This window comes from Thermomonas beijingensis (assembly GCF_020034655.1).
Lineage (GTDB): Bacteria > Pseudomonadota > Gammaproteobacteria > Xanthomonadales > Xanthomonadaceae > Thermomonas > Thermomonas beijingensis.
Genome location: NZ_JAIQDJ010000003.1, coordinates 101,194 through 127,382 on the forward strand (window position 1 = coordinate 101,194; position 26,189 = coordinate 127,382).

Annotated in this window: 24 protein-coding genes and 1 riboswitch; of the genes, 17 read left to right on the forward strand and 7 right to left on the reverse strand. The window is 61.0% G+C overall.

Annotation, left to right across the window (positions count from 1 at the left end; genetic code table 11):
• Positions 1-39 precede the first annotated feature (39 nt).
• Positions 40-1,665 (forward strand): M4 family metallopeptidase, encoded by a 1,626-nt coding sequence (locus K7B09_RS08480; RefSeq protein ID WP_223629022.1) that lies wholly within the window; start codon positions 40-42, stop codon positions 1,663-1,665.
• Positions 1,666-1,756: 91 nt separating this feature from the next.
• Here the strand turns inward: K7B09_RS08480 and K7B09_RS08485 are convergent, their stop codons facing one another.
• Positions 1,757-3,265 (reverse strand): FAD-dependent oxidoreductase, encoded by a 1,509-nt coding sequence (locus tag K7B09_RS08485; protein ID WP_223629023.1) that lies wholly within the window; start codon positions 3,263-3,265, stop codon positions 1,757-1,759.
• A 150-nt stretch (positions 3,266-3,415) separates the two neighbouring features.
• On the opposite strand from K7B09_RS08485, the gene folE reads away from it, so the two are divergent.
• From folE to K7B09_RS08505, 4 genes are read left to right on the forward strand one after another with little or no spacing between them, the layout of a single operon-like run.
• Positions 3,416-4,042: a GTP cyclohydrolase I gene (gene folE, locus K7B09_RS08490; protein WP_223629024.1), complete on the forward strand. Its 627-nt coding sequence runs from the start codon at positions 3,416-3,418 to the stop codon at positions 4,040-4,042.
• Positions 4,043-4,058: 16 nt separating this feature from the next.
• On the forward strand, positions 4,059-4,769 hold the full coding sequence (locus tag K7B09_RS08495; protein ID WP_223629025.1) for an RNA polymerase sigma factor: 711 nt from the start codon (positions 4,059-4,061) through the stop codon (positions 4,767-4,769).
• A gap of 36 nt (positions 4,770-4,805) precedes the next feature.
• Positions 4,806-5,153, forward strand: coding sequence for a hypothetical protein (locus K7B09_RS08500; RefSeq protein WP_223629026.1), 348 nt, complete (start codon positions 4,806-4,808; stop codon positions 5,151-5,153).
• Entirely contained in the window at positions 5,150-5,572 is a 423-nt protein-coding gene (locus tag K7B09_RS08505) for a DUF2231 domain-containing protein (RefSeq protein ID WP_223629027.1), read from the forward strand. Before K7B09_RS08500 ends, K7B09_RS08505 begins: the two co-directional genes overlap by 4 nt.
• Here K7B09_RS08505 and K7B09_RS08510 read toward each other — a convergent pair.
• From K7B09_RS08510 to K7B09_RS08520, 3 genes are read right to left on the reverse strand one after another with little or no spacing between them, the layout of a single operon-like run.
• A complete protein-coding gene (locus K7B09_RS08510; RefSeq protein ID WP_223629028.1) occupies positions 5,569-6,597 on the reverse strand; it encodes a patatin-like phospholipase family protein in 1,029 nt (342 codons plus the stop codon). The genes K7B09_RS08505 and K7B09_RS08510 overlap by 4 nt on opposite strands.
• Before the next feature lie 48 nt (positions 6,598-6,645).
• Positions 6,646-7,416: a rhomboid family intramembrane serine protease gene (locus tag K7B09_RS08515; RefSeq protein WP_223629029.1), complete on the reverse strand. Its 771-nt coding sequence runs from the start codon at positions 7,414-7,416 to the stop codon at positions 6,646-6,648.
• A gap of 26 nt (positions 7,417-7,442) precedes the next feature.
• Entirely contained in the window at positions 7,443-8,411 is a 969-nt protein-coding gene (locus K7B09_RS08520) for a TerC family protein (protein ID WP_223629030.1), read from the reverse strand.
• 222 nt (positions 8,412-8,633) lie between these two features.
• On the opposite strand from K7B09_RS08520, the gene K7B09_RS08525 reads away from it, so the two are divergent.
• The 12 genes from K7B09_RS08525 to K7B09_RS08580 all read left to right on the forward strand — a co-directional run bounded on the left by K7B09_RS08525 (position 8,634) and on the right by K7B09_RS08580 (position 23,914).
• Positions 8,634-9,803 carry a class I SAM-dependent rRNA methyltransferase gene (locus K7B09_RS08525; RefSeq protein ID WP_223629031.1) on the forward strand — a complete coding sequence of 390 codons (1,170 nt, stop codon included), beginning with the start codon at positions 8,634-8,636 and terminating at the stop codon, positions 9,801-9,803.
• 15 nt (positions 9,804-9,818) lie between these two features.
• A complete protein-coding gene (locus K7B09_RS08530) occupies positions 9,819-10,484 on the forward strand; it encodes a response regulator transcription factor (RefSeq protein WP_223629032.1) in 666 nt (221 codons plus the stop codon).
• Positions 10,471-11,808: a sensor histidine kinase gene (locus K7B09_RS08535; RefSeq protein ID WP_223629033.1), complete on the forward strand. Its 1,338-nt coding sequence runs from the start codon at positions 10,471-10,473 to the stop codon at positions 11,806-11,808. The genes K7B09_RS08530 and K7B09_RS08535 overlap by 14 nt, the downstream gene beginning before the upstream one ends.
• 50 nt (positions 11,809-11,858) lie before the next feature.
• Positions 11,859-12,067, forward strand: a riboswitch (cobalamin riboswitch).
• 205 nt (positions 12,068-12,272) lie between these two features.
• The gene (locus K7B09_RS08540) at positions 12,273-14,558 is read left to right on the forward strand and encodes a ribonucleoside-diphosphate reductase subunit alpha (protein WP_223629034.1); all 2,286 of its coding nucleotides are present in this window, start codon (positions 12,273-12,275) and stop codon (positions 14,556-14,558) included.
• A 9-nt stretch (positions 14,559-14,567) separates the two neighbouring features.
• Positions 14,568-15,665 (forward strand): ribonucleotide-diphosphate reductase subunit beta, encoded by a 1,098-nt coding sequence (locus K7B09_RS08545; RefSeq protein ID WP_223629035.1) that lies wholly within the window; start codon positions 14,568-14,570, stop codon positions 15,663-15,665.
• Positions 15,666-15,696: 31 nt separating this feature from the next.
• A complete protein-coding gene (locus tag K7B09_RS08550; RefSeq protein WP_223629036.1) occupies positions 15,697-15,942 on the forward strand; it encodes a glutaredoxin domain-containing protein in 246 nt (81 codons plus the stop codon).
• A 78-nt stretch (positions 15,943-16,020) separates the two neighbouring features.
• Positions 16,021-17,139 (forward strand): efflux RND transporter periplasmic adaptor subunit, encoded by a 1,119-nt coding sequence (locus tag K7B09_RS08555; protein WP_223629037.1) that lies wholly within the window; start codon positions 16,021-16,023, stop codon positions 17,137-17,139.
• 3 nt (positions 17,140-17,142) lie between these two features.
• Complete coding sequence (locus K7B09_RS08560) at positions 17,143-20,220, forward strand: efflux RND transporter permease subunit (protein WP_223629038.1); 3,078 nt, start codon at positions 17,143-17,145, stop codon at positions 20,218-20,220.
• Positions 20,217-20,522: a DUF3240 family protein gene (locus tag K7B09_RS08565; RefSeq protein WP_223629039.1), complete on the forward strand. Its 306-nt coding sequence runs from the start codon at positions 20,217-20,219 to the stop codon at positions 20,520-20,522. The genes K7B09_RS08560 and K7B09_RS08565 overlap by 4 nt, the downstream gene beginning before the upstream one ends.
• A complete protein-coding gene (locus K7B09_RS08570) occupies positions 20,519-21,748 on the forward strand; it encodes a TolC family protein (RefSeq protein WP_223629040.1) in 1,230 nt (409 codons plus the stop codon). The genes K7B09_RS08565 and K7B09_RS08570 overlap by 4 nt, the downstream gene beginning before the upstream one ends.
• A 48-nt stretch (positions 21,749-21,796) precedes the next feature.
• Positions 21,797-22,504 (forward strand): VIT1/CCC1 transporter family protein, encoded by a 708-nt coding sequence (locus tag K7B09_RS08575; RefSeq protein WP_223629041.1) that lies wholly within the window; start codon positions 21,797-21,799, stop codon positions 22,502-22,504.
• A 42-nt stretch (positions 22,505-22,546) separates the two neighbouring features.
• The gene (locus tag K7B09_RS08580) at positions 22,547-23,914 is read left to right on the forward strand and encodes a DNA recombination protein RmuC (protein ID WP_223629042.1); all 1,368 of its coding nucleotides are present in this window, start codon (positions 22,547-22,549) and stop codon (positions 23,912-23,914) included.
• A 12-nt stretch (positions 23,915-23,926) separates the two neighbouring features.
• Here the strand turns inward: K7B09_RS08580 and K7B09_RS08585 are convergent, their stop codons facing one another.
• Genes K7B09_RS08585 through mlaD form a run of 3 tightly spaced genes read right to left on the reverse strand, consistent with a single transcriptional unit; the run spans position 23,927 to position 26,183 of the window.
• Positions 23,927-24,979: an MlaA family lipoprotein gene (locus K7B09_RS08585; protein ID WP_223629043.1), complete on the reverse strand. Its 1,053-nt coding sequence runs from the start codon at positions 24,977-24,979 to the stop codon at positions 23,927-23,929.
• A gap of 50 nt (positions 24,980-25,029) precedes the next feature.
• Positions 25,030-25,674 (reverse strand): MlaC/ttg2D family ABC transporter substrate-binding protein, encoded by a 645-nt coding sequence (locus K7B09_RS08590; protein ID WP_223629044.1) that lies wholly within the window; start codon positions 25,672-25,674, stop codon positions 25,030-25,032.
• Entirely contained in the window at positions 25,671-26,183 is a 513-nt protein-coding gene (mlaD, locus tag K7B09_RS08595; RefSeq protein WP_223629045.1) for an outer membrane lipid asymmetry maintenance protein MlaD, read from the reverse strand. Before mlaD ends, K7B09_RS08590 begins: the two co-directional genes overlap by 4 nt.
• Between the last annotated feature and the right edge of the window lie 6 nt (positions 26,184-26,189).

Below are 26,189 nucleotides of genomic sequence, written 5' to 3' on the forward strand. Positions count from 1 at the left end.
CGGCAACGGTCGGAAACTGTTTACAACGGAGAACGCGCCATGAAAGTACAAGCCAGTTTGTTGTCTCTCGCCATTGCGTCCACCCTGGCCGTTGCTGCGGCGCCGGCGGATGCAGCGGTATCCCTCAAGTCTGCGGCCATTGCCCGCGCGGATCTGCTGATTGGTGGCAACGCCAACTTGCTGCGTCGTGCACCGGCCGATGTATTGGTGGCCAAAGACGCGGTGGTCGATGCCAAGGGCACCGAGCACGTACGCTACAACCGGACGTGGAATGGCCTGCCGGTCATCGGTGGCGATTTCGTAGTGCATTCGCGCAATGGCAAGCTGTCCAGCGTCAGCCAGACCTTGACCAGTGCACAGCGTCCGTCGTTGCGTGCACAGGTCAGCCGTGATCAGGCCATCGTCGAAGCCGGTGCGCACTTTGGCACCCAGTTCTTCGGTGCACCGACTGCACGCACCGTGGTGTATGCCCGCAACACCGTGCCGGTGTTAGCGCATGAAGTGGTCTTCAACGGCATCAAGGCCGACCAAACCCCGACCGAAATGCATTATTTCGTCGATGCCCGCAGTGGCAAGATTCTGGATCAATGGGACGGCGTCAATACCGCCAAGCCGGGTCCTGGTGGCGGTGGCGGCAGCTGCACCCCGGCCGTGGGCATTGGCAAGACACTGACCGAAGGCAACGTGACGCTGAACACCTCCCTGTGTGGCAGCAGCTACAGCATGGTGGATACCACCCGCGGTGGCGGCGCTACCCACAACATGGCGATGAAGACCATCGGCATGGGCAATGTGTTTACCGCCAGCAGCAATACGTGGGGCAACAACTTGGTCACCAACTCGCAGACCGTGGGTGCGGATGCACAGTACGGCATTGCGACAACGTGGGATTACTACTTGAACGTGCATAACCGCCACGGCATCGACGGCGCGGGCACGGGTGCCATCACCCGCGTGCATTACGGCCGCAACTACCAGAATGCCTTCTGGAGCGACGGTTGCTACTGCATGACCTTCGGTGATGGCGATAACGGTGCCACCATCTATCCATTGGTCGCCATCGATGTGGCTGGCCATGAAATGTCGCACGGTGTCACCAGCCGTTCGGCAGCACTGGTGTACAGCGGTGAGTCGGGCGGCTTGAATGAAGCCACCTCCGACATCTTCGGCACCATGGTGGAGTACTACGCCAGCAATGCCGCGGATCCAGGCGACTACGTGATGGGTGAGAAGCTGTTTCCGAATAATGCCGATATGAAGAAGGCGATTCGCTGGATGTTCAAGCCCAGTTTGGACAAGGCTTCGGCCGACTGCTATTCATCCTCGGTCGGCTCGCTGGATGTGCACTACAGTTCGGGTGTAGCCAACCATTTCTACTATCTGCTGGCGGAAGGTGCGGTGGTACCCAGTGGGTTTGGTGCCGGCACGTGGGCCAACCTGACTCCTGCAAAGCTGGTGTGCAACGGTAATACGGCGCTTGCTGGCATCGGTCGCGACAAGGCCAGCAAAATCTGGTATCTGGCACTGACCGCCTACATGACCTCCACCACCAACTATGCCGGTGCGCGCAGTGCGACCTTGAGTGCGGCAGCGGAGTTGTACGGCAATGGTTCTGCCGAGTACAACGCGGTGGCCGCGGCATGGAGTGCAGTCAGCGTCAGTTGATGATCTGGCATTAGGCAAACACGAACGGCCCGCGCAAGCGGGCCGTTTGTTATCAATGCAGTACGATGATTGAAGCTCTTGTTGGCAGCGATCACTCACGAGTCGCAAGCTGGGCTTCGATCTCCAACAGGTCGCGGTCGCGCCCGATACTGGCGGCGGCCACCAACACTGCATCTTTGAAATAGCGGACAAGGCAATCATCGGTAGCGGGATCGCCGTCTATTTCAACGCGATTCCAACCACGCCCGTGGCCCACGTAGCGCAAGTCGATGCCGTAATGGTGCGTCCAGAAAAATGGCGGTACAGCAAACGTGCTGACATCCCCCAGCATGCCATCGGCAACGCATTGACCTTGCCGCTGTGCATGCACCCAATGTTCGACGCGAACATGCGTTCCTGCGTGCGGGTAGCTGGCGACATCGCCTGCGGCATACACATCGGGTGCAGAGGTGCGTAGCTGCGCATCCACGCGAATGCCGTTATCGACAATGAGCCCGCTGCTGATAGCCAATGCGGTGCGTGGTTTTACCCCCACGCCAATCAGAACGGCATCGACGGCAAGTGTGTCGGCGTTGCTCAGCGTCAGTGTCTGGCCATCGAAGTGATGCGGTTTGCAATCCAGATGGAACACCACGCCCTGCGTGCGGTGCCGTTTGAGTAGATCGGCAGCCAGAACATCACCCACGATGCGTGCAAGTGGTAATGCTTCGGGGGTGATCACATGCACATCAAGGCCACGGCTGCGTAGTGCGCCGGCGGCTTCCAGGCCAATGAAGCCTGCGCCGATGATGGCCACGGTCTTGGCTGCATGAAGGCCTGCAATGAGTTTACGGCTATCGTCTAGCGTGCGCAGGGTAAATACATTCGGGAAATCGAAACCGGGCAGTCGATTCGGTTCGGCGCCAGTCGCTAGTAGCAGTGCATCGTAATCAAAGGTCATTCCAGTGTGGGTACTGACTTGATGGGCGGCACAATCCAGGTGGCCAATTTCGCAATCAAGGTGAAGCTCGATGCGTTGCTCGTGATAAAACGCAGCAGGCTGCAGCGGGATCCACTCTTCTGGTGCACTGCCAGCCAGATAATCCTTGCAGAGATTGGGCCGATCCACTGGTGGCGACGTGTCGGCACTGAGTAGGGTCAACCTGCCGGCGTAGCCACGTTCACGCAGGCGTTGTGCACAGGCAAACCCTGCTGCGCCGCCACCGACGATGACAATTTTTTGTGGCGTGGCAATGGCTACAGGTGCTGGTGTATGGACGGGGTTGGCAGTGCCGCGCACAAAAATCATTTCGCCAATGGTTTCCACCATCCAGCATTGCAGTGGTGAAAACGCAGGTGCATGAATCGCCTGACCGGTGCGCAGGCTGAAACAGGCGTGATGCCAGGGGCAGCGGATGTCATCGCCCACGCGCAGCCCTTCGCCAAGCGGTGCGCCGTAATGGGTACAACTGCCGGAAACCGCATGTATCTCGCCATCAACCATGGCTAGCAGGACTGCCGTACCCTGCACATGGCCAGACAAGACGCCATGCGTGGGAATTTCAGAGCGTGCAATCCCGAGACTGAAATCCGGACCTGTTACCGAAGTGGTGTTGCCCATTGCAATTTCCTTCTGGTCGATGTGTGGGTAGCTTCTTGCACGGCAGATGCAAAACGCGTGAAAAGGTTGCAAATCCAGATACTGAAATTTATCGGAACCTTTTTCGCGCCACTGCATCTGCCATGGCAAGACCAACGATGAAGGCCCGCCATGCTTGATCTTGCCGCAGCATCCACCGAGAGCATCCTCCATGAAGTAGCCCGTGATGATCTACGCCCCAGTCGCCTTGAGGCGGAAGCAGCGGTACGCATGTTGATCCGTTGGGCAGGTGATGACCCCGCACGTGTTGGGTTGCAGGACACCCCGGCACGTGTGGTGCGGGCGTATGAAGAATGGTTCGGTGGTTATTGGCGTGACCCGGTCAAGATTCTGGGCCGGCGGTTTGAGCGTTCCGGCTATGACGATTTCATCTTGTTGCGCGATATCCCGGTGCAGTCAGTATGCGAACACCATATGGCTGCGATTCAAGGCGTGGCACATGTGGCCTATCTGCCGGGTGAAAACGTGGTCGGCATTTCCAAGCTGGCGCGGTTGGTGGATGCGTATGCGCGGCGATTGCAGATCCAGGAACGTTTGACCGCTGAAATTGCCGATACCTTGCAGCATGCATTGCAAGCACGTGGGGTGGGGGTGGTGATCCGGGCCAGCCACGGCTGCATGACCACACGCGGCGTGCATGCCCATGGCGCGGCGATGGTGACCCGGCGCTTGCTGGGGGAGTGTGCGCACGAACCGTATCGCAGCGATATTCTCAAAGCGTTGTCAGCATCCGCTTGATTTCGGGAGAGGACATATGCCGATAGCAGCCAATACCACTGCACCCAACTATGCCGACATGGCCGATGCCGCCTTGGTGGCCTGCGTGCAGGCCGGCCAGTGTGAAGCATTTCGTACGATCACCCAGCGTTGCAACCAACGCATGTTCCGGGTGGTGCGCGGGGTGATTCGTGATGAGAGTGAAGCCGAAGATGTGGTGCAGGAAGCCTATGTGCACGCCTACGAAAAAATCGCCAGCTTTCGCGGTGAATCTTCGCTGGCCACGTGGCTGACCCGCATCGCACTCAATGAAGCCTATGGCCGCCTGCGTCGGAGGCGCGAGACCGTGGACATCGAACAACTGGAACAGGCATCGGCGACATCGGCACAGGTCATCGCCTTTCCCGGCCATGCATTGACCGATGATCCGGCGGATGCGGCAGCGCGTGGGCAACTGCGGCGATTACTGGAACATGCGGTGGATGCACTGCCGGAGGCATTTCGCTTGGTCTATTTGTTGCGCGATGTGGAAGGCTGTTCGGTGGAGGAAACCGCCGCCGCATTGGGGATTCGCGAAGAGACTGTGAAAACCCGTCTGCACCGTGCACGCCGGCAACTGCGTGCGGCGCTGCAAGCCCGGATCAACAGCAGCACAGCGGATGCTTTTGCATTTATGGGCGAGCGCTGTGCGCGCACTACCGAAGCGGTGATGGTGCGGGTGGCGCAGCTCCCCATCACGCATTCCTGATTCACTGCAAAACCCAGAGCCACACGGAGAATTCCTATGCTGCTGTATGCCTTGATCGTGTTTTTGGTGGCTGCCTGTGGTGGCCTGGTGTTAGCCTCGTTTGTATTGCGCGGAAAATTGGCGCCGTGGGTGGTGTCGCTATTGCATGCCATGCTGGGAGCCAGCGGCTTACTCTTGCTGGGGGCGGCGATTTTGACGGCAGAGCATATCGGCATGCTGCCGGTGGTGGCCCTGTGCGTGTTTTTGGTGACCGCGTGTTTTGGTTTCTATCTGGCCTCCATCCACTATGGCAAGCGCGTTGCACTCAAGCGTGTGGTGCTCACCCATGCAAGTCTTGCAGTCACTGGTGCATTGCTGTTGATTGCGGCGGTGGCCATGCAATGAAACACCCTGCGCATCCTGCTTTGGTGCATTTCCCCATTGCCTGCTGGTCATTGGCCAGCTGCGCGGATGGTGTGGCATTGCTTGCGTGGCCCGCACAATTGCATCTGTTGGCAGCGGTGTTAATCGCCATTGGCTGTGGGTCGGGATTGCTGGCCGCGGTGGCAGGGTTTGTCGAACTGCTGAAGCTGCCGGCTGGGCATCCTGCCGAGCGCAAGGCAAACGTCCACATGAGCTTTGCACTCGCCAGTGGGTGTTTGTATGCCGGCAGCTTGTTTCTACGAATCGAGCATCAACAATTCATCGCGCCCGATGTGCTGGCGCTTCTGCTCAGCGGTGCGGGCTTGCTGGTGCTCTTGGTCACCGGCTGGCTGGGTGGTCAACTGGTGTATCGCCATGGGGTGGGGGTGGCTGGGCGCTAATCGGCGCGGCAATCGGCATCGCGGCGCAGCTTGTCCAGCCAGCCGGTTTGCTGCGCGCAGCGGGCGGTACGTTCGGCCTCACGGGCTTGTGCGGCTTTGATGTTGGCCGTTTGCTGTGCTTGTGCCTGGCGCTGGGCTTGCAGTTGCGCAAGCTTGGCTTTGATTTGCGGCAGCAGGGCTTGCGCGGCACGTTCGCCTTCTAGGATCGCACGGTTTTTTTGTGCGAAATCGGCAGCGCCGATGTCGTTGACCTTGGGACGAATTACCACGTCGGCACGCGTCAATTCCAGCGCACCCAATTTCTGGCCCATGATGGTGATGCTCTGATTGACATTACCCAGCAAGCTGGCGGAATCGGCCACGCCATTGGCCTTGCTGCTGATGTCCACCGCGATCACAAAATCGGCACCCAGCTCACGCGCGGCATCCACCGGCACCGGACTGGTCACGCCGCCGTCCACATAGTGATACTTGCCGATACTCACGGCTTCAAACACCCCCGGGATCGAGCTGGAGGCGCGCACCGCCTGGCCCACGTTGCCACGCACGAAGACCGTGCGTTGCCCGTCTTCCAGCCGTGTTGCCACTGCGGCGAAGGGCTTTTTGAGCTGTTCGAATTTCCGCCCACCCACTTGCGCGTTGACGTAATCCTCCAGCTTCTGGCCCTTCACTACACCACCGGAAAACAGGCTGACATCGCGAATCGATGCTTCATCCAACGCCACCGCTTTTTGTTGCAGCGCATAGGCATCCATGCCGCTGGCATACAGTGCACCGACCACGCTGCCGGCGCTGGTGCCGGCCACCACCACCGGATGGATGCCGTTGGCGTCCAGCATCTTGATCACGCCGATATGCGCAAACCCTTTGGCTGCGCCGCCGCCGAGTGCCAAGCCAACCTTGACTGGCGGTACCTGCACGGTGGGTGCGGTGATGGCAGGCGCTTTGGGGGCAGGCGTGCTGGCGCAGGCGGCAAGCAGGGTACACAGCACGCTGCTGGTGAGACTGAAGGCTGGAATACGCATGGGGCGCAAGCTTAATGCGCAAACCCGCAACCGCAGCTCAATGCAGATTCATTCCACGGAATCCGGCCGCCGAAACGGCAGCACCTTGCCGCGCTCTTCGGGCATGGCCGCGTGCTGCCACAACACCGGTACATCGTCGGGGGCGCGGGGTTCGAAGGTGTCGTGGGCGTGATCATTGCGCTGTTGTTCGAGTTCTTCTTCAATCTCCCAGCTGTATTTCGCCCGCACCGGCAGCGGATCACTGCGACGAAACAGGAACGCAGCCACCACGCCGCCTACTGCGCCGCCCAGATGTGACTGCCACGACACGCCGGCCTCGTGCGGCAGGATGGTCATCAACATGCCGCCGAAAAACAAAAACGCGATCATGCCGGCCGCGATGGCAGCACGGTCGCGGCGCAACAGGCCCAACGTGAACACCAGGAACATCAGCCCATGGGTGACGCCGCTGACCCCCAAGTGATGCGAGCCGGGATCGCCCAGCAGCCATGCGCCTAGTCCGGAACCCAGCCACAGCAGCGGCAGTGCGCGCAGGGTCGCCTTCGGGTAAGTGGTACCGGCCAATGTGCCCAGCAGCAATATGCCGGTGGTATTGGCCAGGATGTGTTCCACCGAGCCATGCAACAAGGGCGCGGTCAGCAGGCCCAACAAGCCTGCCATCGAATGCGGGGTGACGCTCAGGAATTCCCAATTGAACGTCTGTTGGGCGATGAAGCACAGCCACAGCAGCAGCGTGAAGGCAAGGCTGCCATTGAGGGCACGCCGAAAGCGACGGCGGTCGCTTTGGCGTTGGGCGTCACGGGGCAGTGGCGTGGACATCCTGTCAAAATGGGGTGCCGTGGCGGTCAGGACAAGGGCGGTTCCGGCTTGGCGTGTGCGGGGCGTAGCAGGCTCAACGCAATCGTGCTGCCGATGATCAGCGCCACCATCCCCAATGCCAGCGGGATTGGCACCTTGTAGAGATCGGCCAACAGCATCTTCACGCCGATGAAGCACAGCACCAAGGCCAGCCCGTAAGGCAGCAGATGGAAGCGGTCGGCCATGCCCTGCAGCAGGAAGAACATCGCACGCAAGCCGAGCACGGCAAACACGTTCGAAGTCAGCACGATGAACGGATCCGCGGTGATCGCGAAGATCGCCGGGATCGAATCCACCGCAAAGATCACGTCGGTGATCGCAATCATCACCAGCACGATGAACAGCGGGGTGAACTTGCGGCGGCTGCCTGCGCCAATCCACAACGCGCTGCCGTAATAGCGGCGCAGGAACGGCAAATGCGCGGTGACCCAGCGCAGTACCGGGTTGTGTTCCAGATTCGGTGGGTCGCCCGCCGCCCGCCACATTTTCACGCCGGTCAGCAGCAGGAATGCACCGAACAGGTACAGCACCCAGTGAAAGCGTGCCAGCAAGGCTGCGCCGATGAAGATCAGGATCGCGCGCAATAGGATGGCACCGAGGATGCCAAGCACCAGCACACGCTGGCGTTGCGCTTCGGGCACGGCGAAATAGCCGAACAACATCAGGAACACAAAGATGTTGTCGATCGCCAGCGCTTTTTCCACCAGATAGCCGGTCAGGAACTCCATGCCGATGCGATTGCCGGCCGCCACGCCCAACTGCTGCCCGGTGTACCACCACAGCCAGCCGTTGAAGGCCAGTGCCAGTGCCACCCAGCCAAGGCTCCACCAGGTGGCTTCCTTGAACGTCACTTTGTGCGGGCCGCCGTGGCGCATCAGCACCAGGTCGATCACCAGCGCGGCCACGACCACGCCGGCAAATACCAGCCACAGCAAGGGGGTTCCAATCGTTTGCATGCCAACTCCGCCATGTGAGTGACGGACGTGTCCATGCAGGATGCAAGGAAGAGGCACGCTTCGCCATTCGGCGAAGGTCTCACTCACAGACCAGTGGCCTGCCACGGTGCCGGGATGTGTGCTGAGCAACAGCAGACCCGTATTGACGACATCCGTACGCGGAGTTACTCCCCTTCTTGGGCGACAATACACAATTCCTGCGTCCGAAACATGAATATCGCCATGACCGAGCCCCTGCCCCAAGTCCGCCTGAAGAACGCCTGGCATTCCACCCATCCGTGGATTTTCCAGCGCTTGGTCGAAAAGCCCGCGCAGCGGCCCAAGCCCGGCAGCATTGTCGAGGTGGTGGGCGTGGACGGCGTGTTCATGGGGCGCGGTTTCTACAACGGGCATTCGCGGATTGCGCTGCGCATGCTGGAAAACGACCCGGATGTGGCGGTGGATGCCGGCTGGTTCTTGCGCAAGATTGCGGAAGCGGTGCGGTTGCGTCGCGAGTTTCTGCAGCTGGATGCGGTGAGCAATGCATGGCGGGTCTTCCATAGCGAAGGTGATGGCATCAGCGGGCTGGTGATCGACCGCTACGATGATTTGCTGGTGGTCGGGTTTTTCAGCGCTGGCGCATGGCGGCATCGCGAATGGATTTTCAACGCACTGCGCGAACTCTTTCCCGGTTGCCGTTTCCACAGTTTTGCCGATGAGCATGTGCAGAAGCAGGAAAGCTTCGACTACAAGGACACCTTGGGCACGCAGCCGGCCATCATCCGCGAATACGGCATCCAATTTCGCGCGGATCCGGCCGGTGCGCACAAGACCGGTTTCTTTGCCGACCAACGCGAAAATCGCGAATGGCTGAGTCATCAATGCACCGGCAAGCGCGTTCTGGACTTGTGCTGCAACACCGGCGGTTTTGCGGTGTATGCCGCGGTGCGCGGCGCAGCGGACGTGGTGGGGATTGATATCGACCCGGCGGTGATCGACATTGCCAAGGACAACGCGCATCTCAATCACGTCAAACCGCGTTTCGTGCAGGCCGATATCTTTCCGTGGTTGCGCGAAGCGGCCGCCAAGGGCGATCTGTATGACGTCGTCATCCTGGACCCGGCGAAGATGACCCGCGACCGCGAACAGGTCATCACCGCGCTGAAGAAGTACCTCGACATGAACAAGTTGGCGCTGGCCACGGTCAAACCGGGCGGCCTGTTTGCCACGTTCAGCTGCACCGGTTTGGTCAGCGAAGAGCAATTCCTCGACATGCTGCGGCGTGCCGCGTTTTACGCTGGCCGCACCGTGCAGGTGCTGAAGGTGGCCGGTGCCGGTGCCGATCATCCGTGGCTGGCGCAGGTGCCGGAGTCGCGCTATTTGAAGGCGGTGTTCTGCCGCGTGCTGGACTAACGGCGGCCTGCGCCGATGCGGCTGCTGATCGTCGAAGATTCGCAAACCTTGGCGGAGAGTCTGCGGGCCACCTTGGAGTCAGAAGGGCACGCCTGTGACCATGCCGCCGATGGTGCAGCGGCGCTGCGTTTTATCGCCAGCAATGCCTATGACTTGCTGGTTTTGGATTGGATGTTGCCTGGTGTGGATGGGCTGGGGGTGTTGCGTGCGCTGCGTGCCGCGCAGGCACCCACGCAAGTGTTGATGCTATCGGCACGCGATACCGTGGCCGACCGCGTGGCCGCGCTGGATGCTGGGGCAGATGATTATTTGAGCAAGCCCTTTGCCTTGGACGAATTGCTGGCAAGGGTGCGCGCACTGGCGCGACGCCCACGTGACGGCGGCACGTCGCTATTGCACTGGCAAGCCTTGCAAGTGGATACGCACGCCCGCCGTGCACGCTGGCAGGGCCAGGACATGCAGCTTTCACCCAAGGAATATGCGTTGCTGGAATTGTTGCTGCGGCAGCGCGGCAAATTATTCACCCGTGCTGCGATCTTCGATCGGTTATATGACAGTACCAGCGAAGCGTCCGACAAAGTGGTCGAAGTCATCATCAGTACCCTGCGCGGCAAGCTGCATAAAGCCGGGGCACCCGACCCCATCGCCACACGTCGTGGATTTGGCTATGTCATCGAATAAACCGCACCGGTGGTCGCTGCGCACGCGCCTGCTGTGGCAATTGGTGCTGGCCATTGGCGTGTTGCTGGGCGGGTTGTTCTTGACGTTGGATGCTTTGGTCGATCGCGCCATGTTCCAACAGTTGGATCAAGTGTTGTCGTCGCGGGCGGCATCGCTGGCACGGCAACTTCAGAATTCCGACGAACCGCTACCGGCGGTATTGCCGGCGTGGGATATCGCAGGGCACACCGAGTTTTTCGCTGTTTACGATGTGCGTGGGCGGTTGCGGGCGGCATCGATCAACAGTGGTCGCACCCCATTGGCCTTGCCGGCAACCACGGCGCGTTCGGGGAATGTGTTGTTACCGGATGGGCATCGCGGCCGTTATCACGTGGTGTTGCTGCAACGTGGTGCCTTCGCCAAAGGCAGGCTGTTGGTCGCCACCGAGCGCGAAAGCTGGGATAGCACCGAGCGCCGCATGCACGGGGTGCTGTTGCTTGGCATCTTGGCGGCGGTGATCGCTGCGGTATTGCTGTGCTTGCTGGTGGTGCGGCAAGCCTTTCGCACGATTACCCGCGAAGCGCAGCGTTTGCCGCACGATGGGCCGCCTGTGCAGGGCGCACTCAACGAAACCCCGCAAGAGTTGCAGCCGTTTGTTGAGGCCGCACACGCAGCGTTGCGCAATTCTTGGGCCATGGCCGAACGCGAACGCCGCGTGTCGCGCAGTGTGGCGCATGAGCTGCGCACACCCGTGGCGGAAATCGCCGCCGTCACCGAGCTGGCGCAGAACCAACAAGATGCGGATGTGCTCAAGCGCGCACTGACCACCGTGCACGCCACCAATGTCCGCATGCAGCGCGGGATTGAAGCGCTATTGGCGTTGGCGCGGTTTGAGTCTGGGCAAGAGCCGCCACAAACCGATCCCTTGGATGCCGCCGCGTTGCTGCGCCAGTTGGCAGCATCACTGGCGCAGCCACGCTTGCATCTGCAATTGCCAGCAGAGGCGTGGGTGGTGTGCGATGCCGGCATGCTGGAGCGCATCGCGACCAATCTGCTGCACAACGCGTTGGAATACGGTGATGCCGATGCACCGGTGCAATTGGGCTTGCAGTTGGATGGCGGCTGGTGGCTGCACGTGCGCAACCGCGCAAGTCATTTGCGTGAAGAAGACGTCCGCCACTTTGGCGAGCGCCACTGGCGCGGGCAGTGCGATGGCGACCCCCAACATGCCGGGCTGGGATTGGCCTTGGTCCTGGCGATGGCGCATGCATTGGGCCTACAGCTGCATTTCGACTTGCACGCAGGTGAATTGCAAGCGCGGTTGGGGCCAATCCCGGCGCTGTAAATTGACTCCGAAGTATCCGTACATGCTGTGTTGACCAATCTTGAAAACCACAATATCTTGTGTTGGTTGGTACCGGCTTCGATGCGATCGTCAGGCCGGTTTAAAAGGGAATCCGGTGCAAGTCCGGAACTGCCCCGCAGCGGTAAGTGGAAACGAACGGCGTCAATGGCACTGGGGGTAACCCCGGGAAGCGGCGCCCAGTAGGCGGGGACTCCCCACGTCCACAAGTCCGAAGACCTGCCAGCACACCGGGCTTGCCCGGTCGCAGCTGTTGCGACAGCCGTGACTCAGCATGTCGGTGCGGGTGGCCGCTTCCGCGGGGAAGCGCGTCGCGATGCGGGCAACTATGCCCGTGGCGTGCGCGTTTGCCGTGTCAGCGACAACCCCTTGGCCCTGCGCGCGGGAGCAGGCACTTGGTCAAGAATCGCCGCGTACGACGCTGCGGTTCCCGGTGGGGACACCTCATGCTGCAAACCATCATCAAACGCGACGGCCATGTTGAGCCGTTCACCCCGTCCAAACTCAACCAGTGGGGCCAGTGGGCTGCGGCCACCTTGGGCGATGCCGTGGATTGGCCGTCGGCGGTGCTAGACACCGTGTCGGCGATGTCCGACACCGCCCATTCCCGCGAGCTGCAACAACAGCTGATTCGCACCTGCCTGAACTTTGATACCTGGTCGTACAACCGCATGGCCGGCCGCCTGTACGCCACCTTGATCCGCAAAGATCTGTATCGCAATGACCGCCCCACGGTGCTCGCCTTGCATCGCAAATTGCAGGCGCTGGGATTGATGGAAGTGCTGGCCTATTCCGATGTCGAATACGCGCAGGTCGAAGCACTGATCAACCACGAGCGCGATTTCGATTACGCGCACTACCAGCTGCACACCCACCTGACCAAATATGCGATTGCCGATCGCGTCGGTGGCGTGTATTTCGAATCGCCGCAATTTATCTACATGCGCATGGCAATGGCGCTGGCGGTGGATCAGCCGGCCGAACGCCGCATGCACGATGTGGCCTGTTTCTACGAGCATCTTTCCAACAATCGCATCAACGCACCCACACCCAACCATGTGAATCTAGGCACACCGCTGCGCGGCTACGCCAGTTGTTGCCTGTACACGGTGGATGACAATGCGCGCTCGATCGCGGTGGGCAACCACATCGCCAACACCATGACCTACATGAGTGCCGGCATCGGCGCGCATATGCAAACGCGCTCGGTGAATGACCCGGTGCGTGGCGGGGTGATTCGGCATCAAGGCAAGCTGCCCTACTACCGGGCGCTGGTGGCCGAGGTCAAATCCAATTTGCAAAACGGCCGTGGCGGTGCTTGCACCACCTACTTCTCGATTTTTGACCCGGAAGTGGACGTGCTGTTGCGGCTGAAAAACCCGATGTCCACCGAAGATAAAAAAATCCGCGGAATGGATTATTCGTGGGGCGGCAATCGCTTTTTTGCACGCAAGGTGGCGCGCAACGAGGATGTGTTCTTGTTCAACTGCCACACCGCACCAGACTTGCAGGCCGCGTTGTACAGCGCCGACGAGGATCAATTCGAACAGGTGTATGCCAAGTACGAACAGGATGAAACGTTCACCAAGACCTGGGTCAATGCACGCGAGCTGTTGATCACCGCCAGCAATGAGTGGAACGAAACCGGCCGCATCTACGAGCACAACATCGCCGAGATGAACCGCCACACGCCGTTCAAGGACACCATTTTTTCTTCGAATCTGTGCGCGGAAATCGCACTACCGACAAAACCGTACCAGCACATCACCGAGTTGTACGCAGATGATGCCGACACCGGTGAGGTGGCCACGTGCAACCTAGCCGGCATCTGCGTGGACAACATCACCTCGGAAGCGCAATACGCCGAAGTGGCTTATTACGCCTTGCTGATGATCGACAAATGCATCCATCTGGCGCATTACGAGCTGCCGCAGGTGGGCATGACCTCGCGCAATCGTTTGAATGCGGGCGTTGGCATTTTGGGGCTGGCGCATTTGATGGCCAAACACGGCCAGCGCTATACCGAGCCCGCAGGCAAACAGTTCATCCACAACGTTGCCGAGCGCCATTACTACCACCTGCTGCGCGCCAGTTTGCAGCTGGGCAAAGAGTTGGGCAATGCACCGTGGATGCACAAGACGCGCTGGCCCGAAGGCTGGTTGCCGCTGGACACCAGCAACCGCAATGTCGAAAAAATCGCCACCTTCACCCTGCAGTACGACTGGGAAGCGTTGCGTAGCGAAATTATCGCCAATGGCGGTATTCGCAATTCGGTGTTGGCGGCGCATATGCCCACCGAGACCTCGGCCAATGCCTCGGGCACCACCAATGGCCTGTACCCAATCCGCGAACTCACCTTGATCAAAACCGACAACCACCGCGTCAACTATTGGGCCGCCCCGGATGGCGACCGTCTGGGTGAGGCGTATCAATCGGCGTGGGACATTCCGGCCAAAGACATGACCGAGTTGTACGCCATCGTGCAGAAGTGGACCGATCAAGGCATCTCTGCCGACTTCTACCGCAAGGTACTGGGCGATGCCTCGATTGAATCCACCGAGCTGATCAGCGATTACCTGTATCGGGTCAAGTTGGGGCTGAAATCCAAGTACTACATGAACCAGAAAACCTCAGCGGGCATGCGCCAATTGGAATTGAACATTCCCAAAGCACGCCCCGAGGAACTGGCCGCCGCCGAACATGGCAGCGATTGCGAAGCCTGCACCCTGTAAGGACATCCGATGACCGACACCGTCTTCAACTACGCCAAAACCGACTATCAAAAACCGCTGCTGCTGCTGGGTCAGCGGCAGGGGCTGTTCGATACTGTCAACCGCCACTATCCCGCCATTTGGAAGTTGTACAAGGCACAAAAATCGCTGGATTGGGATGAAAACGAATTCGACTATTCCTCGTGCAATGCCGATTTCAAATCGTGCTCGCGCGGCACCTACGACATGATGATCAAGACGCTGGCCTGGCAGTGGGAAGCCGACAGCGTGGCCTCGCGTGCGATTGCGCCAGTGCTGGCGCCGTTCATCACGTCATCCGAGTTGTGGGCAGCATGGCAACGGGTGTCCGACAACGAAGTGGTGCATGCGGCCACGTACTCGGAAATTGTGCGCAATTCGTTTGATGACCCATCCGTCATTCTCGATGAGATCCTGCGCGTGCAAGCGGCGCACGACAGGCTGAGCTGCGTGGCGCGGGCGTTTGCCGATGGCTACGAGACCTCACACAAATACGCCATTGGCCAATTGCCCAACGACCAGACCACATACAACGCGGTGTTCATCACGATTGTCGGGCTGTTCTGCATGGAGCGGATTCAGTTTTTGGCCTCGTTCGCGGTGACTTTCGCCATTTGTGATACCGGGCTGTTTCAGCCGATTGGCAAAGCCATCCAAAAAATTGCGCAAGACGAGTTGGAAATCCACGCCGAGCTAGACCGTGCGGTGCTCCTGAATGAACTGTCCACCGAACGCGGGCAGACCGCGTTTGCGCAATGCCATGACGCAATCCAAGCCTTGATCGAGGAAGTGATCGACAGCGAACTGCGCTGGATCGATTACCTGTTTTCCGATGGCCGCGAACTGGTGGGCATGAATGCCGACCGCCTGTCGGCATGGACGCTGTATTGCGCCAAAGATGTGTATCAAACCCTGGGCCTTGCCAGCCGCAAGCATGCGCTGCCCGCCAGCAATCCGCTGAAGTTCATGGAGAAGTGGCTGAACATCAGCAAGACCCAAGCCTCGCCGCAAGAACAAGACATCGCCGCATACAAGGTTGGGGTGATGCGTCGCACCGACCAAGACGTAGTGTTTGACGACGACTTCTAAACCGCACCTATTTCAAGCACAAGGAACCGCGATGCATATCCATATTTACGGCAAAGACGGCTGCGTCAATTGTGAAAAAAGCAAACTGCTGTGCCAGATGCAATCCCTTGATTTCCATTATCACATGGTGGGTGCCGATATCAGCGTGGACGAGCTACACGCCAAGGTCGGCACGCCGGTGCGCAGCTTGCCGCAAATTTTCATTCAAGGTGATGCGGCGCTCACGCATATCGGCGGCTATGAGGAGTTGCGGCAACACTTGCGCCAACAGCATTGAGTTGCTGTAGGGGATCCTAAGCATTCTCAAAGCTTGGTTCGCCAGACTGGCGGCACCCGTAAATTTCACGATGCCGCCATGCCGCGCTTGCGCCTTGTTTCTGCCCGCCGTATCGCCCTGTTGAGTCCGCTCGTGTTGAGCTTGCTGGCCTGTGGCGGCAAGCCAGAGGCTGGCAGCGAGGACAGCAGCCCCCAAGCGGATGCGCAGGGCCGCATCGTGCTGACCGAGGTGCAGCTGAAAAATCTCGGTATCACCCAGGTTGCGGCCACGGCCGCCACGGTGGTGCCGATCACCGGCTTGCCTGCGCACATTACCGCACCGTTGGCGGCCAGCACCGAGGTCACCGTGCCCTATGCTGGCGTGGTGACCCAAGTGTTGGTCGATGAAGGCAGCCAGGTACAACGTGGGCAGCCGATGTTGCGTGTGCAAAGCCGCGAACTGGTGACGCTGCAAGCCGAGTTGGCGCGTGCACGGGCCGAGGCCGGTGTGGCGCAGCAGCAAGCCCGGCGCGATGCAGTGTTGTTCAAGGAAGGCCTGATTGCGCAAGCGCGCACGCAAGAAAGCCGCGCGCGTGCGGCCATTGCCCGCGCCAGTGTGGCGCAGGCCAGTCTGCAATTGACGCAGCTTCGCCCCAGCACGCGCGGGGCGCCGGGGGAGTTTGAATTGCTGGCCCCGCAGGCGGGGCGGGTATTGCATCGCGCGGTGAAGCCCGGGCAAGCCTTGGATGCCTTGGCATCTGCCTTCACGCTGGTGACCGGGGAGAGTCTGGATGTCGAATTCAACATCCCGCTGGCGCTGCGCGATGCGGTGCAGCCGGGGCTTGCGGTGGAATTACCGGCGGGTGCGCGTGCCAAGGTGATGGCGGTGGGTGGCGATGCCGATGCGGGCGCGCAAGGCCTGCGTGTGCGTGCGCAGGTGCAAGCAGCCAGTGCGCTGCTACCGGGGCAGCAATTGGAAGCCAGCCTGCATTTGCCGGCACCCACCGCAGCGGTGACGGTGCCGGCTTCGGCCCTGCTACAACAAGGTGAGCGTCACGTGCTGTATGTGCGCCAAGGGCAGGCATGGCATGGCGTGGTGGTGCACTTGCTGGGCGGTGATGCACGCAGCGCCGTAGTCGTGGGCGAGGGTGTGCACGCCGGGGTCAATGTCGCGGCCAGTGGCGGCAACCTGCTCAAGACCTTGGCACCGGTGGAGTAAGCCATGCTCAACCGTTTGATCGCGTTTTCTTTGCAGCAACGTTTATTGGTATTGCTGGCCGTGCTGGCGCTGGCCGGTGCCGGTTTGCAGGCGTATCTGCAATTGCCCATCGACGCCTACCCCGACATCTCGCCGACGCAGGTGAAGATGATCTTGAAAGCACCCGGCATGACCCCGGAAGAGGTGGAAAGCCGGGTGGTGGCACCACTGGAAATGGAGCTCTTGGGTGTCCCCAATGCGGTGATGCTGCGCTCCACAGCGAAGTATGCAATCGCCGATATCACCTTGGATTTCAAGGAAGGCACGGATATCTATTGGGCGCGGCAGCAAGTGAATGAGCGCTATGCCGGTGTGGCCACGACGCTGCCGGCCAGTGTCGAAGGTGGTTTGGCACCGATTACAACACCGCTTTCCGATGTATTGATGTTCACCATCGAGGGCGCGGGGTTGAGTTTGCAAGACAAGCGCAGCTTGTTGGACTGGACGGTGCGCCCGGCGCTGCGCGCCTTGCCGGGTGTGGCCGATGTGAATGTGCTGGGCGGGCAGGCAAAAAGTTTTGTGGTGGTGCCAGACCGCGCCCGCTTGCTGGCCAATGGCTTGCATTTCAGTGACCTGGTGCAAGCCTTGGAGCGCAACAATCGCAACGATGGTGCCGGGCGCATAAACGCCGGTGAAAACGCCGTGGTGGTGCGGGTGGAAGGCGCGCTGCAAACTGCGGACGACATCGGCAATGTGGTGGTAAAAGCCGGCATGCCGCCACTGCGGATCAAAGATTTGGCCACGGTGCGCATCGACGCCATGACCCGCTACGGCGCGGTGACGCGCGATGGCCAGCACGAAGCAGTGGAAGGGATTGTGGTGGCCCTGCGGGGTGCTGATGCCTCGCAACTGGTGCATGCCGCCGTCGCCAAATTGCAAAGTCTGCAAGCGAGCTTGCCGCCAGGGGTGAAGGTGGTGCCGTTCTACAACCGCAGCAGCCTGATCGAGCGCGCGGTGGCCACCGTACAAGATGCTTTGCTGGAAGCCACCGTGCTGGTGGTGGTCTTGCTGTTGTTGTTCCTGGGTGAGTTGCGTGCTGCCTTGGTGGTGGCGTTGATGCTGCCGTTCGCCGCGCTCTACACGTTTCTGCTGATGCGCTGGACCGGGCAGAGCGCCAACCTGATGAGTCTAGGTGGCCTTGCGATTGCCATCGGCATGTTGGTGGATGCGGCGGTGGTGGTGGTGGAAAACACCGTCACCCGATTAGAGCCGGATGCTGGCAGCGCGCATTTGCCGCGCCTGCACCGGGTGTATGCGGCCACCCGCGAAGTGGCCACACCGGTGGCCGCAGGGATGCTGATCATTGCACTCACCTTCTTGCCACTGCTTACCTTGGAGGGTTTGGAAGGTAAATTATTTGCACCCGTGGCGATGACCATTGTGTTTGCCTTGGGCGCATCGCTGCTGTTGTCGCTGACCTTGGTGCCGGTGTTGGCATCACTGCTGCTCAAGCCGCATGCCCATCACGAGCCGTGGCTGATGCGGCACGTGGGGCGGGTGTATCGGCCGGTCTTGAATGCGGTGTTGGCCAAGCCCAAACGGGCATTGATCCCTGCGGGCATCGCCTTGCTATTGGGCGCTGTGGGCTATCTGAGCGTAGGCAAAAGCTTTATGCCAACGATGGATGAGGGCGACATCTTGGTGCAGCTGGCCAAGTCGCCGGCAATTTCTCTGCAACGCTCGCTGGAATTGGATCTGGCAGTGGAACGTGCGATCAAAGCCAAGGTGCCGGAAGTGGCGCACATCGTGGCGCGGGCGGGCTCGGACGAATTGGGCCTAGATCCGATGGGCTTGAATGAAACCGATATGTTTTTGCAGCTCAAACCCAAATCGCAATGGCGCAAGCCGGACAAGGCATGGTTGGCCGAGGAACTGCGCAAGGTGCTGGCGGATTTTCCGGGGATGGATACCGGCCTGACCCAGCCCATCGAAATGCGTGTGTCCGAAATGCTGACCGGCAGCCGCGGCGATTTGGCCATCAAGATCTTCGGGCCTGACCTGCAAGTGCTAGGCACATTGGCGCAGCGCACCGCCGGCGTGGTGGAACAGCTGCGTGGTGCGCAGGATGTCATCACCCAAACCACCGAAGGCGTGGATTATCTGCAAGTGGTGATTGACCCCATCGCTGCCGGTCGCAATGGCTTGGCGGTGGCCGATGTGCAAGACGAGCTGCGTGCGCAGATCGACGGCATGCCTGCGGGCATGGTGTTGGAGTCCAATCGGCGCACACCGATTCTGGTGCGTGGTGGTGATGACATCCGCATGTCGGCATTGCGCTTCAAGCAGATGCGCATGGCATTGCCGGGCGGCGGTGAAATCCCATTAGCAGCCATCGCCACACTCAAAGCGGGCAATGGCCCGGTAAAAGTGGCGCGCGAACAAGGTTCGCGGTTTGCCCTGGTGCAATCCAATGTTGATGGCCGTGACCTGGTTGGCTTTGTCGATGACGCCAAGGCTGCGGTGGCCAAGGCGGTGCCACTGCCGCCCGGTTATCACATGGAATGGGGCGGACAGTTTGAAAACCAGCAACGTGCGGCTGCACGCTTGGGCTTGGTGATTCCGCTGGCCTTGGCCGCCATTTTTTTGGTGTTGTTCATGACCTTCGGGTCATTGCGGCAGGCGGTCTTGATCTTGTGCAACATCCCGTTTGCCTTGGTCGGCGGCATCTTGGCACTGTGGGCATCCGGGCAATATTTGTCGGTGCCGGCAGCGGTGGGCTTCATCGCCCTGCTGGGCATCGCGGTACTCAATGGTTTGGTGCTGGTGACCTGCTTCAATCAATTGCACGACAGCGCCCTGCCGATTGCCGAAGTGGTGCGACGTGGCGCGTTGGCGCGGGTGCGCCCGGTGTTGATGACCGCCAGCATCACGGCACTGGGTTTGGTGCCCTTGCTGTTAGCCAACGGCCCGGGTTCGGAAATCCAGCGACCGTTGGCCATCGTGGTGGTCGGCGGTTTGTTGACTTCTACCGCATTGACCTTGCTGCTGCTGCCAATTTTGTACCAGCGGTTTGGTGTTGTAGTCGAAAAGGACGAGGCATGAGCGAACACGTACGCTTGAATGTGGTGTTCTCACCGCGTTTGGAAGCGGCCATCACCGAAGCCCTGGTGGCCGAAGCCGGTCTGCCCGGGTTCACCGTGCTGCATGCGGAAGGGCATTCCAGCGATTTTATGCACGCATCCATTGCCGAGCAGGTGCGTGGCCGGGTGCAGCGGCGCGTGCTGTGGATGTTGTTGCCGCATGTCCAGGTCGAGGCAGTCCTTGCCGTGCTGCGGGCGCAAGTGGATATGCACGAAGTACGTTGGTGGATCGAGCCGGTGCTGGCGATGGGGACATTGGAATGAGGTGGATATTGGGCATGGCGGGGTTGCTGCTGAGTGTGCCTGCATCCGCGCAGCAGTGGTTGCCGCCGCACGACGCGGTGCACCTGGCCATCGATGCACAACCGAATGTGGTGGCGGCGCGCGCGCGTCTGGACGCAGCCCAGGCACAGGCACGCGCGTTGCGCGTGGGTAGCCACGAGTTTCAAGTCACTGTGGTCAGTCAACGCCGCAGCACCGACGAGCTGGGTGGGCGGCAGCGGTTTGCGGAATCTGAAATCGGAATCAGCCGTGCATTGCGCTTGCCGGGCAAGGCACGGTTGGATCGTGACATCGGCGCTGCGGGTATCGACTCCGCTGAATTGCGTTTGGACGATGCCCGCCATCAAGCCGCACGGCTCTTGTTGGAGGACTGGATGGCATGGTTGCGCGCAGCCGAGGCGGTGCAGCGGACAAGCGTGCAACTTGCGTCGTTTGATCAAGAGCAGCGTGTTTTGGTGCGCCGGTTGGCGTTGGGTGATGTCGCGCAAAAAGAAGTGGAATTACTTGAGGTCGAGCGTGCGCAGGCACGAGCGGCGCAACTGGCTGCGCAGGCCGCTTTGGACAGTGCACGGCTGGCGATGCAAAGCGATTTTCCCAGTCTGCCGATTCCCGCACACGCCCCGGATGTGGCCGCGCCTTTGGTGTTACAAGGAACCGCCGAGGCATGGATTGCCCGCATCATCGCGCGCAGCCATGAAATCGGCGCGCTGGAATCAGACGCGCGCGGAGCCGAGGCACGTGCGGCACGTGCGCGAGCCGACCGCATCGCTGACCCCACGCTGGGCCTGCGCCGTTTGAGTGAGCGCGGTGGTGCCGAACAGGTCAATGGCGTGGTCTTGAGCCTCCCCCTGGGCGGGCGTTATCGCAGCGCACTGGCGGCTGCCGAAAGTGCCAATGCGGCGGCACTGCACGGTGATGCCGCTGCGATGCGACGTGACATACAGCATGAGGCAGTCTTGACCGTAACCAGTGCCACCCGCCGATCGGCGCAATGGCAGGCGCAGCGGGACGCACTTGCCGCCAGTGAAGCGGTACTGAAGCGCGTCAAGCGCGGCTGGGAGCTGGGCGAAATTGCATTGTCGGAATGGTTGCTGGTGCAGCGCCAGCACAACCAGATGGTTGGCTTGGAGGCCGCCGCCCGTGCCGATGCCGAGCAAGCAAGACTACGCGTACTGGTGGATGCGCACGATATTTGGCACGATGAATAAGCATGCTGATCTACAATGCCTGACGACTGAATTTTTCGATCGCCGCACATGCAGCTTGAACACCACCATCATCACGAACCCCATCGTAGCCAGCACAGTGGTTGGTTGCGCGCCGCGGTGCTGGGTGCCAACGATGGCCTGATCTCGACGAGCAGCCTGATGTTGGGCATGGCCACCGCGCAGGCCAGCCCCGCCACTATTTTGTTGTCAGGGATTGCGGGACTAGCGGCAGGTGCATTGTCGATGGCGGCGGGCGAATACGTGTCGGTGAGCTCGCAAGCAGATGCCGAATATGCTGATATCCGGATCGAGCAAAAAGCCCTGCAGGAACACCCGGAAGCCGAGCTCGTTGAGCTCACCCAGATTTACGTCCACCGTGGCCTGGAGCCTGCATTGGCACGGCAAGTGGCCGAGCAGCTCACCGCGCATGACGACTTGGCGGCACATCTGCGTGATGAGGTTGGCATCCACGACATGCAGCGTGCCAGGCCGGTGCAGGCGGGCTTGGCATCGGCCGGTTCGTTCACCCTCGGCGCGTTGCCGCCGATCCTGCTGGCATGGCTATGGCAGGGCGCAGGCTTGAGTATCGCGATTGTGGTCAGCACCACCGTGCTATTGGCGGTGCTGGGTTATGTGGCCGAGCGCGTTGCCGGCGGTGGCGGCTTCAAGGGTGCGTGGCGGGTTCTGCTGTGGGGCAGTCTGGCGCAGGCCGCCACCGCGTTGATTGGCTGGGCTTTTGGGGTGAGCACGGGCTAAGCCGTCGCAGGATTTGCGACAACCGCTGGCTACACTAGGCAGATGGATCTCAATACCCTGCTGTTGCTTCTCTTGCTGGTCGCGGCGCTCGCGATCATCGCCTTGTTGCTGCTGCGTCGTCCGGAAGAGCGCATGGGCCATGTGTTGCGTGATGAGCAGCGCATGGGCCGCGATGAATTGCGTGGGCAATTGGATAGCTTTGCCCTGCAACAAGGCCAGCGCATCGACGGCTTTGGCAGTCAGTTGCAGGCGGTGGCCGCGCGCACCGATGCCCGGCTGGATGAGTTGACCAGCCGCACCGATGCCCGGCTGGACGCGCTGCGCGAAGCCTTGACGGAAGATGCGCGCAAGGCGCGGCAGGAAGGCGCAGAACAACAGCAGCGGCATAGCGAGACGCTGGCCACGCAGCTGCGCGAACTCAGTACGCGCAATGAAGCGCGCATCGGTGAGATGCGCGCCACCTTGGCGCAGCAGCTGCAATCCTTGCAAGCCGATAACGCGCAAAAGCTCGAGCAAATGCGCGCGACCGTGGATGAAAAATTGCACGCCACGCTGGAAACCCGGCTCACCGAAAGTTTCGCCAATGTGCAAACCATGCTGATGCAGGTGCACCAGGGCTTGGGTGACATGAGCAAGCTGGCCACCGATGTGGGTGGCTTGCAGCGCTTGTTGACCAATGTGAAGTCGCGCGGGATCTTCGGTGAAGTGCAGTTGGCGGGCTTGCTGGAGCAAGTGTTTGCACCCGATCAATATGCAGACAATATCGCCACCATCCCTGGCAGCAGCGAGCGGGTGGAGTTTGCGGTGCGCTTTCCCGGCAGCAGCGATGACGGCGTGGTATGGCTGCCGATCGATGCCAAATTCCCGCGGGAAGATTACGAGCGTTTGCTGGACGCGCAAGAGCGTGCCGACAGTGACGATGCGCGCAGTGCCGGCGATGCACTGGAGCGGCGGGTGCGCGAGGAGGCCAAGCGTATTCGCAGTAAATATGTGGCCCCACCGCACACCACCGAATTTGCCATTTTGTTTTTGCCCACCGAAGGCCTGTATGCCGAAGTCCTGCGCCGTCCAGGCCTGTTTGAAGCCTTGCAGCGCGAGCAACGCATCACCATCGCTGGCCCCACTACCTTGCTGGCCTTGCTCACCAGTTTGCAGATTGGCTTTCGTACCGTGGCTATTGAAAAGCGTTCGGCGGAAGTGTGGCGCATCCTGGAAAAAGCCAAGAGCGAATTCGGCAAATTCGGCGATGTGCTGGACAAGGTGAAAGAGAAACTGGATCAAGCCAGCAAACAGATTGAACACACCGGCGTGCGCACCCGCGCGATCGAGCGCAGCCTGCGCGAGGTGGACAGCCTACCCGGCGAGATGGCGACGGCGATTGCACAGGAAGCGCCGCACGCTGATGCCTGAGCCGCACGGTGGTCAGTGCGATGCGGATGGTACCGGCGAACTGGCAGGTTCGTCTTCCAGCAGATAGGCCGGCAGTGATTCGTTGCCTTCGTCATTCTGGCTGCGATCGGAGTTGATCAGATAGCGGCGCCGCGCCAGCCACGCATCACGGGTGAGGACGTACTCGTCAGGCGCGGCTTCGCGCAGTTCATCCAGCGGCAGCAGGCCGGCGCGGGTATCCACCAGCCACAGCGCTTCCAGCGAGAGCCGTGAGCTGTCGTGTTCGACATAGGTCAACGGCGCCATCGTGATATCACCGGCCGCGCCCACGGCGTCACGCACGGTGCGCGGGCCAAGCAAGGGCAGTTCCAGATAGCGCGATTCGTGCCAGCCCCAACGCGCCAGGGTGCGGCCGAAGTCGGCGCTGTGGCGATGCATCTTCAGTGCTTTGGTGGCAGGATCAAAAATGCCGCCGATGCCGATCACGGTATTCACCAGGAACCGTCCCAGCGTCTCCACCGATGCACGCGGACGGCCCTGCAGCAGCAGGTTGCCAAACGCCAGCGGTGCGGCGAGGTTGTCGAACACATTGCTGATGCCCTTGCGCAGCGGGGCGGGGGTGATCTTGGTGTAGGCCACTGCGAGTGGATGCATGATGCCGTGGTCGATGGCGGTGTTGAATGCATGCACGCGGCGGTTCATTGGCTCCCACGGATCCAGCTGATCGAGGCTGTCACTGCTGCCCGCACCGTTGGCGGCGCGGGTGCCGTAGATGGCGGCAAAATCGTCGTCGGCGCTGGTGGCCTCGGCACTGGACGCAACTCTGGCGGCGATTGCATGGGCAGCGTTGGGTGTTGCATCTGCCATTGCCGCTGCGGCATCGGCTGTTGCCCCGGTGGGCGGTGCAGCGGCATTGCCGATGGCTGCATTTGCTGCGGGCGCAGCCATACCTGCCGGGGCAGCATCGGATGTGGGCGGCGCGACGTCGGTCGCAGCAGGCGATGTGCGCGCCAACGGCAGCTGGCTGGCGCAGCCGGTAGTGATGAGCAGGATGCCCAGCGTGGCGCTGATCAGCAGGCGAGTCATGGGATTCCTTCGAACCGAATCAAATCCGGATGCACGTGCAGAGGTATCGATCAGTGGCCGCCATTGCCAGCCGCGGCTTTGAGGCTGCCGCTGCGCAAATCGGCGGCGACTTGCGCGATGGATTTTTGCGTCAGCGGTGAATCGAACTGGCTGCGGAAGGTTTGCACATAGGACACACCCTCGATCATCACGTCGAATATTTTCCAGCCGCCGTTGTTGCGCACGAGGTAATCCACCGGTACCGGCGCACCATTGTCGCGCAGCAGCTCGGTGGATACCTTGATGCCCCGATTACCGGGCAGCGGGCTTTCCGACTTCAGGCGCAGCCGCGGTTTGCCTTCGAAGTTCAGCAGGGCGGCACCGTAGCGCTGCATCAGGTTGTCCACCATCGCATCGGCGAACAGCTTGACGTCGGCCTCGCTGGCACCGCGGCCGTGGGTGCCGAGTACCAAGCGCGCCGCATACAGGCTGTCGAAACTGCCACGCAGTTCGCCATCGATGAAGCTACGCAGTGCGGCCGGATTCTTGCTGAACTCGGCACGGCGCTGTTGCAAGGTCGTCAGCACGCGGCTGCCGGTGGTGACCACTTGCTGGCCCGGGGTGGCGGTGGCCTGTTGGGCCTGCGTGGCCAGTGGTGCAACGGCCAGCAGCGGCGTAGACAGGGCGAGTGAAACGGACAGGAGCAACGATTTCATGGCTTGGTTTCCGTGGGGGACGGTTCGGTTTTCGATGCCGGCGCCGATGTGCCGCCTGCGCCGCCGAACATGTATTTGCCGACCATCTGGATCAGATCGACAGCGGGTTGGGTGTAGGCGATTTCTTCGCCGGGCTTGAGATTTTCGGGGTCGCCGCCCGGCTGCAGGCCAACGTAGCTTTCGCCCAGCAGACCGCTGGTGAAGATGCCGGCGGAGGTGTCGGCGGGCAGCGGGTAGCGCTGGTCGATGTCCAGCGTCACCACCGCGTCGAAGCGCTTGGGGTCAAGGTCGATCTTCGCCACCCGGCCCACCGCCACGCCGCCGATCCGCACCGGTGCCTGCAGGCGCAGCTGGCCCAGGGTGGAGAAGCGCGCAGTCAGCGGATAGCTGTCGCCGCCACCACCAAACTGGCGATTGGTGGAGGCGAACGCCAACACCAACAGAGAGGCCAGCGCCAGCAGAAGGAAGGCGCCGACCGCGAATTCAAGCCTGGGGCCACGGATTGCCATGGGAAA

Bases quoted from the DNA above. Each gene is read 5' to 3' on its own strand.
- K7B09_RS08480 (WP_223629022.1), top strand. From the start codon at position 40: ATGAAAGTACAAGCCAGTTTGTTGTCTCTCGCCATTGCGTCCACCCTG.
- K7B09_RS08485 (WP_223629023.1), bottom strand. From the start codon at position 3,265: ATGGGCAACACCACTTCGGTAACAGGTCCGGATTTCAGTCTCGGGATT.
- folE (WP_223629024.1), top strand. From the start codon at position 3,416: ATGCTTGATCTTGCCGCAGCATCCACCGAGAGCATCCTCCATGAAGTA.
- K7B09_RS08495 (WP_223629025.1), top strand. From the start codon at position 4,059: ATGCCGATAGCAGCCAATACCACTGCACCCAACTATGCCGACATGGCC.
- K7B09_RS08500 (WP_223629026.1), top strand. From the start codon at position 4,806: ATGCTGCTGTATGCCTTGATCGTGTTTTTGGTGGCTGCCTGTGGTGGC.
- K7B09_RS08505 (WP_223629027.1), top strand. From the start codon at position 5,150: ATGAAACACCCTGCGCATCCTGCTTTGGTGCATTTCCCCATTGCCTGC.
- K7B09_RS08510 (WP_223629028.1), bottom strand. From the start codon at position 6,597: ATGCGTATTCCAGCCTTCAGTCTCACCAGCAGCGTGCTGTGTACCCTG.
- K7B09_RS08515 (WP_223629029.1), bottom strand. From the start codon at position 7,416: ATGTCCACGCCACTGCCCCGTGACGCCCAACGCCAAAGCGACCGCCGT.
- K7B09_RS08520 (WP_223629030.1), bottom strand. From the start codon at position 8,411: ATGCAAACGATTGGAACCCCCTTGCTGTGGCTGGTATTTGCCGGCGTG.
- K7B09_RS08525 (WP_223629031.1), top strand. From the start codon at position 8,634: ATGACCGAGCCCCTGCCCCAAGTCCGCCTGAAGAACGCCTGGCATTCC.
- K7B09_RS08530 (WP_223629032.1), top strand. From the start codon at position 9,819: ATGCGGCTGCTGATCGTCGAAGATTCGCAAACCTTGGCGGAGAGTCTG.
- K7B09_RS08535 (WP_223629033.1), top strand. From the start codon at position 10,471: ATGTCATCGAATAAACCGCACCGGTGGTCGCTGCGCACGCGCCTGCTG.
- K7B09_RS08540 (WP_223629034.1), top strand. From the start codon at position 12,273: ATGCTGCAAACCATCATCAAACGCGACGGCCATGTTGAGCCGTTCACC.
- K7B09_RS08545 (WP_223629035.1), top strand. From the start codon at position 14,568: ATGACCGACACCGTCTTCAACTACGCCAAAACCGACTATCAAAAACCG.
- K7B09_RS08550 (WP_223629036.1), top strand. From the start codon at position 15,697: ATGCATATCCATATTTACGGCAAAGACGGCTGCGTCAATTGTGAAAAA.
- K7B09_RS08555 (WP_223629037.1), top strand. From the start codon at position 16,021: ATGCCGCGCTTGCGCCTTGTTTCTGCCCGCCGTATCGCCCTGTTGAGT.
- K7B09_RS08560 (WP_223629038.1), top strand. From the start codon at position 17,143: ATGCTCAACCGTTTGATCGCGTTTTCTTTGCAGCAACGTTTATTGGTA.
- K7B09_RS08565 (WP_223629039.1), top strand. From the start codon at position 20,217: ATGAGCGAACACGTACGCTTGAATGTGGTGTTCTCACCGCGTTTGGAA.
- K7B09_RS08570 (WP_223629040.1), top strand. From the start codon at position 20,519: ATGAGGTGGATATTGGGCATGGCGGGGTTGCTGCTGAGTGTGCCTGCA.
- K7B09_RS08575 (WP_223629041.1), top strand. From the start codon at position 21,797: ATGCAGCTTGAACACCACCATCATCACGAACCCCATCGTAGCCAGCAC.
- K7B09_RS08580 (WP_223629042.1), top strand. From the start codon at position 22,547: ATGGATCTCAATACCCTGCTGTTGCTTCTCTTGCTGGTCGCGGCGCTC.
- K7B09_RS08585 (WP_223629043.1), bottom strand. From the start codon at position 24,979: ATGACTCGCCTGCTGATCAGCGCCACGCTGGGCATCCTGCTCATCACT.
- K7B09_RS08590 (WP_223629044.1), bottom strand. From the start codon at position 25,674: ATGAAATCGTTGCTCCTGTCCGTTTCACTCGCCCTGTCTACGCCGCTG.
- mlaD (WP_223629045.1), bottom strand. From the start codon at position 26,183: ATGGCAATCCGTGGCCCCAGGCTTGAATTCGCGGTCGGCGCCTTCCTT.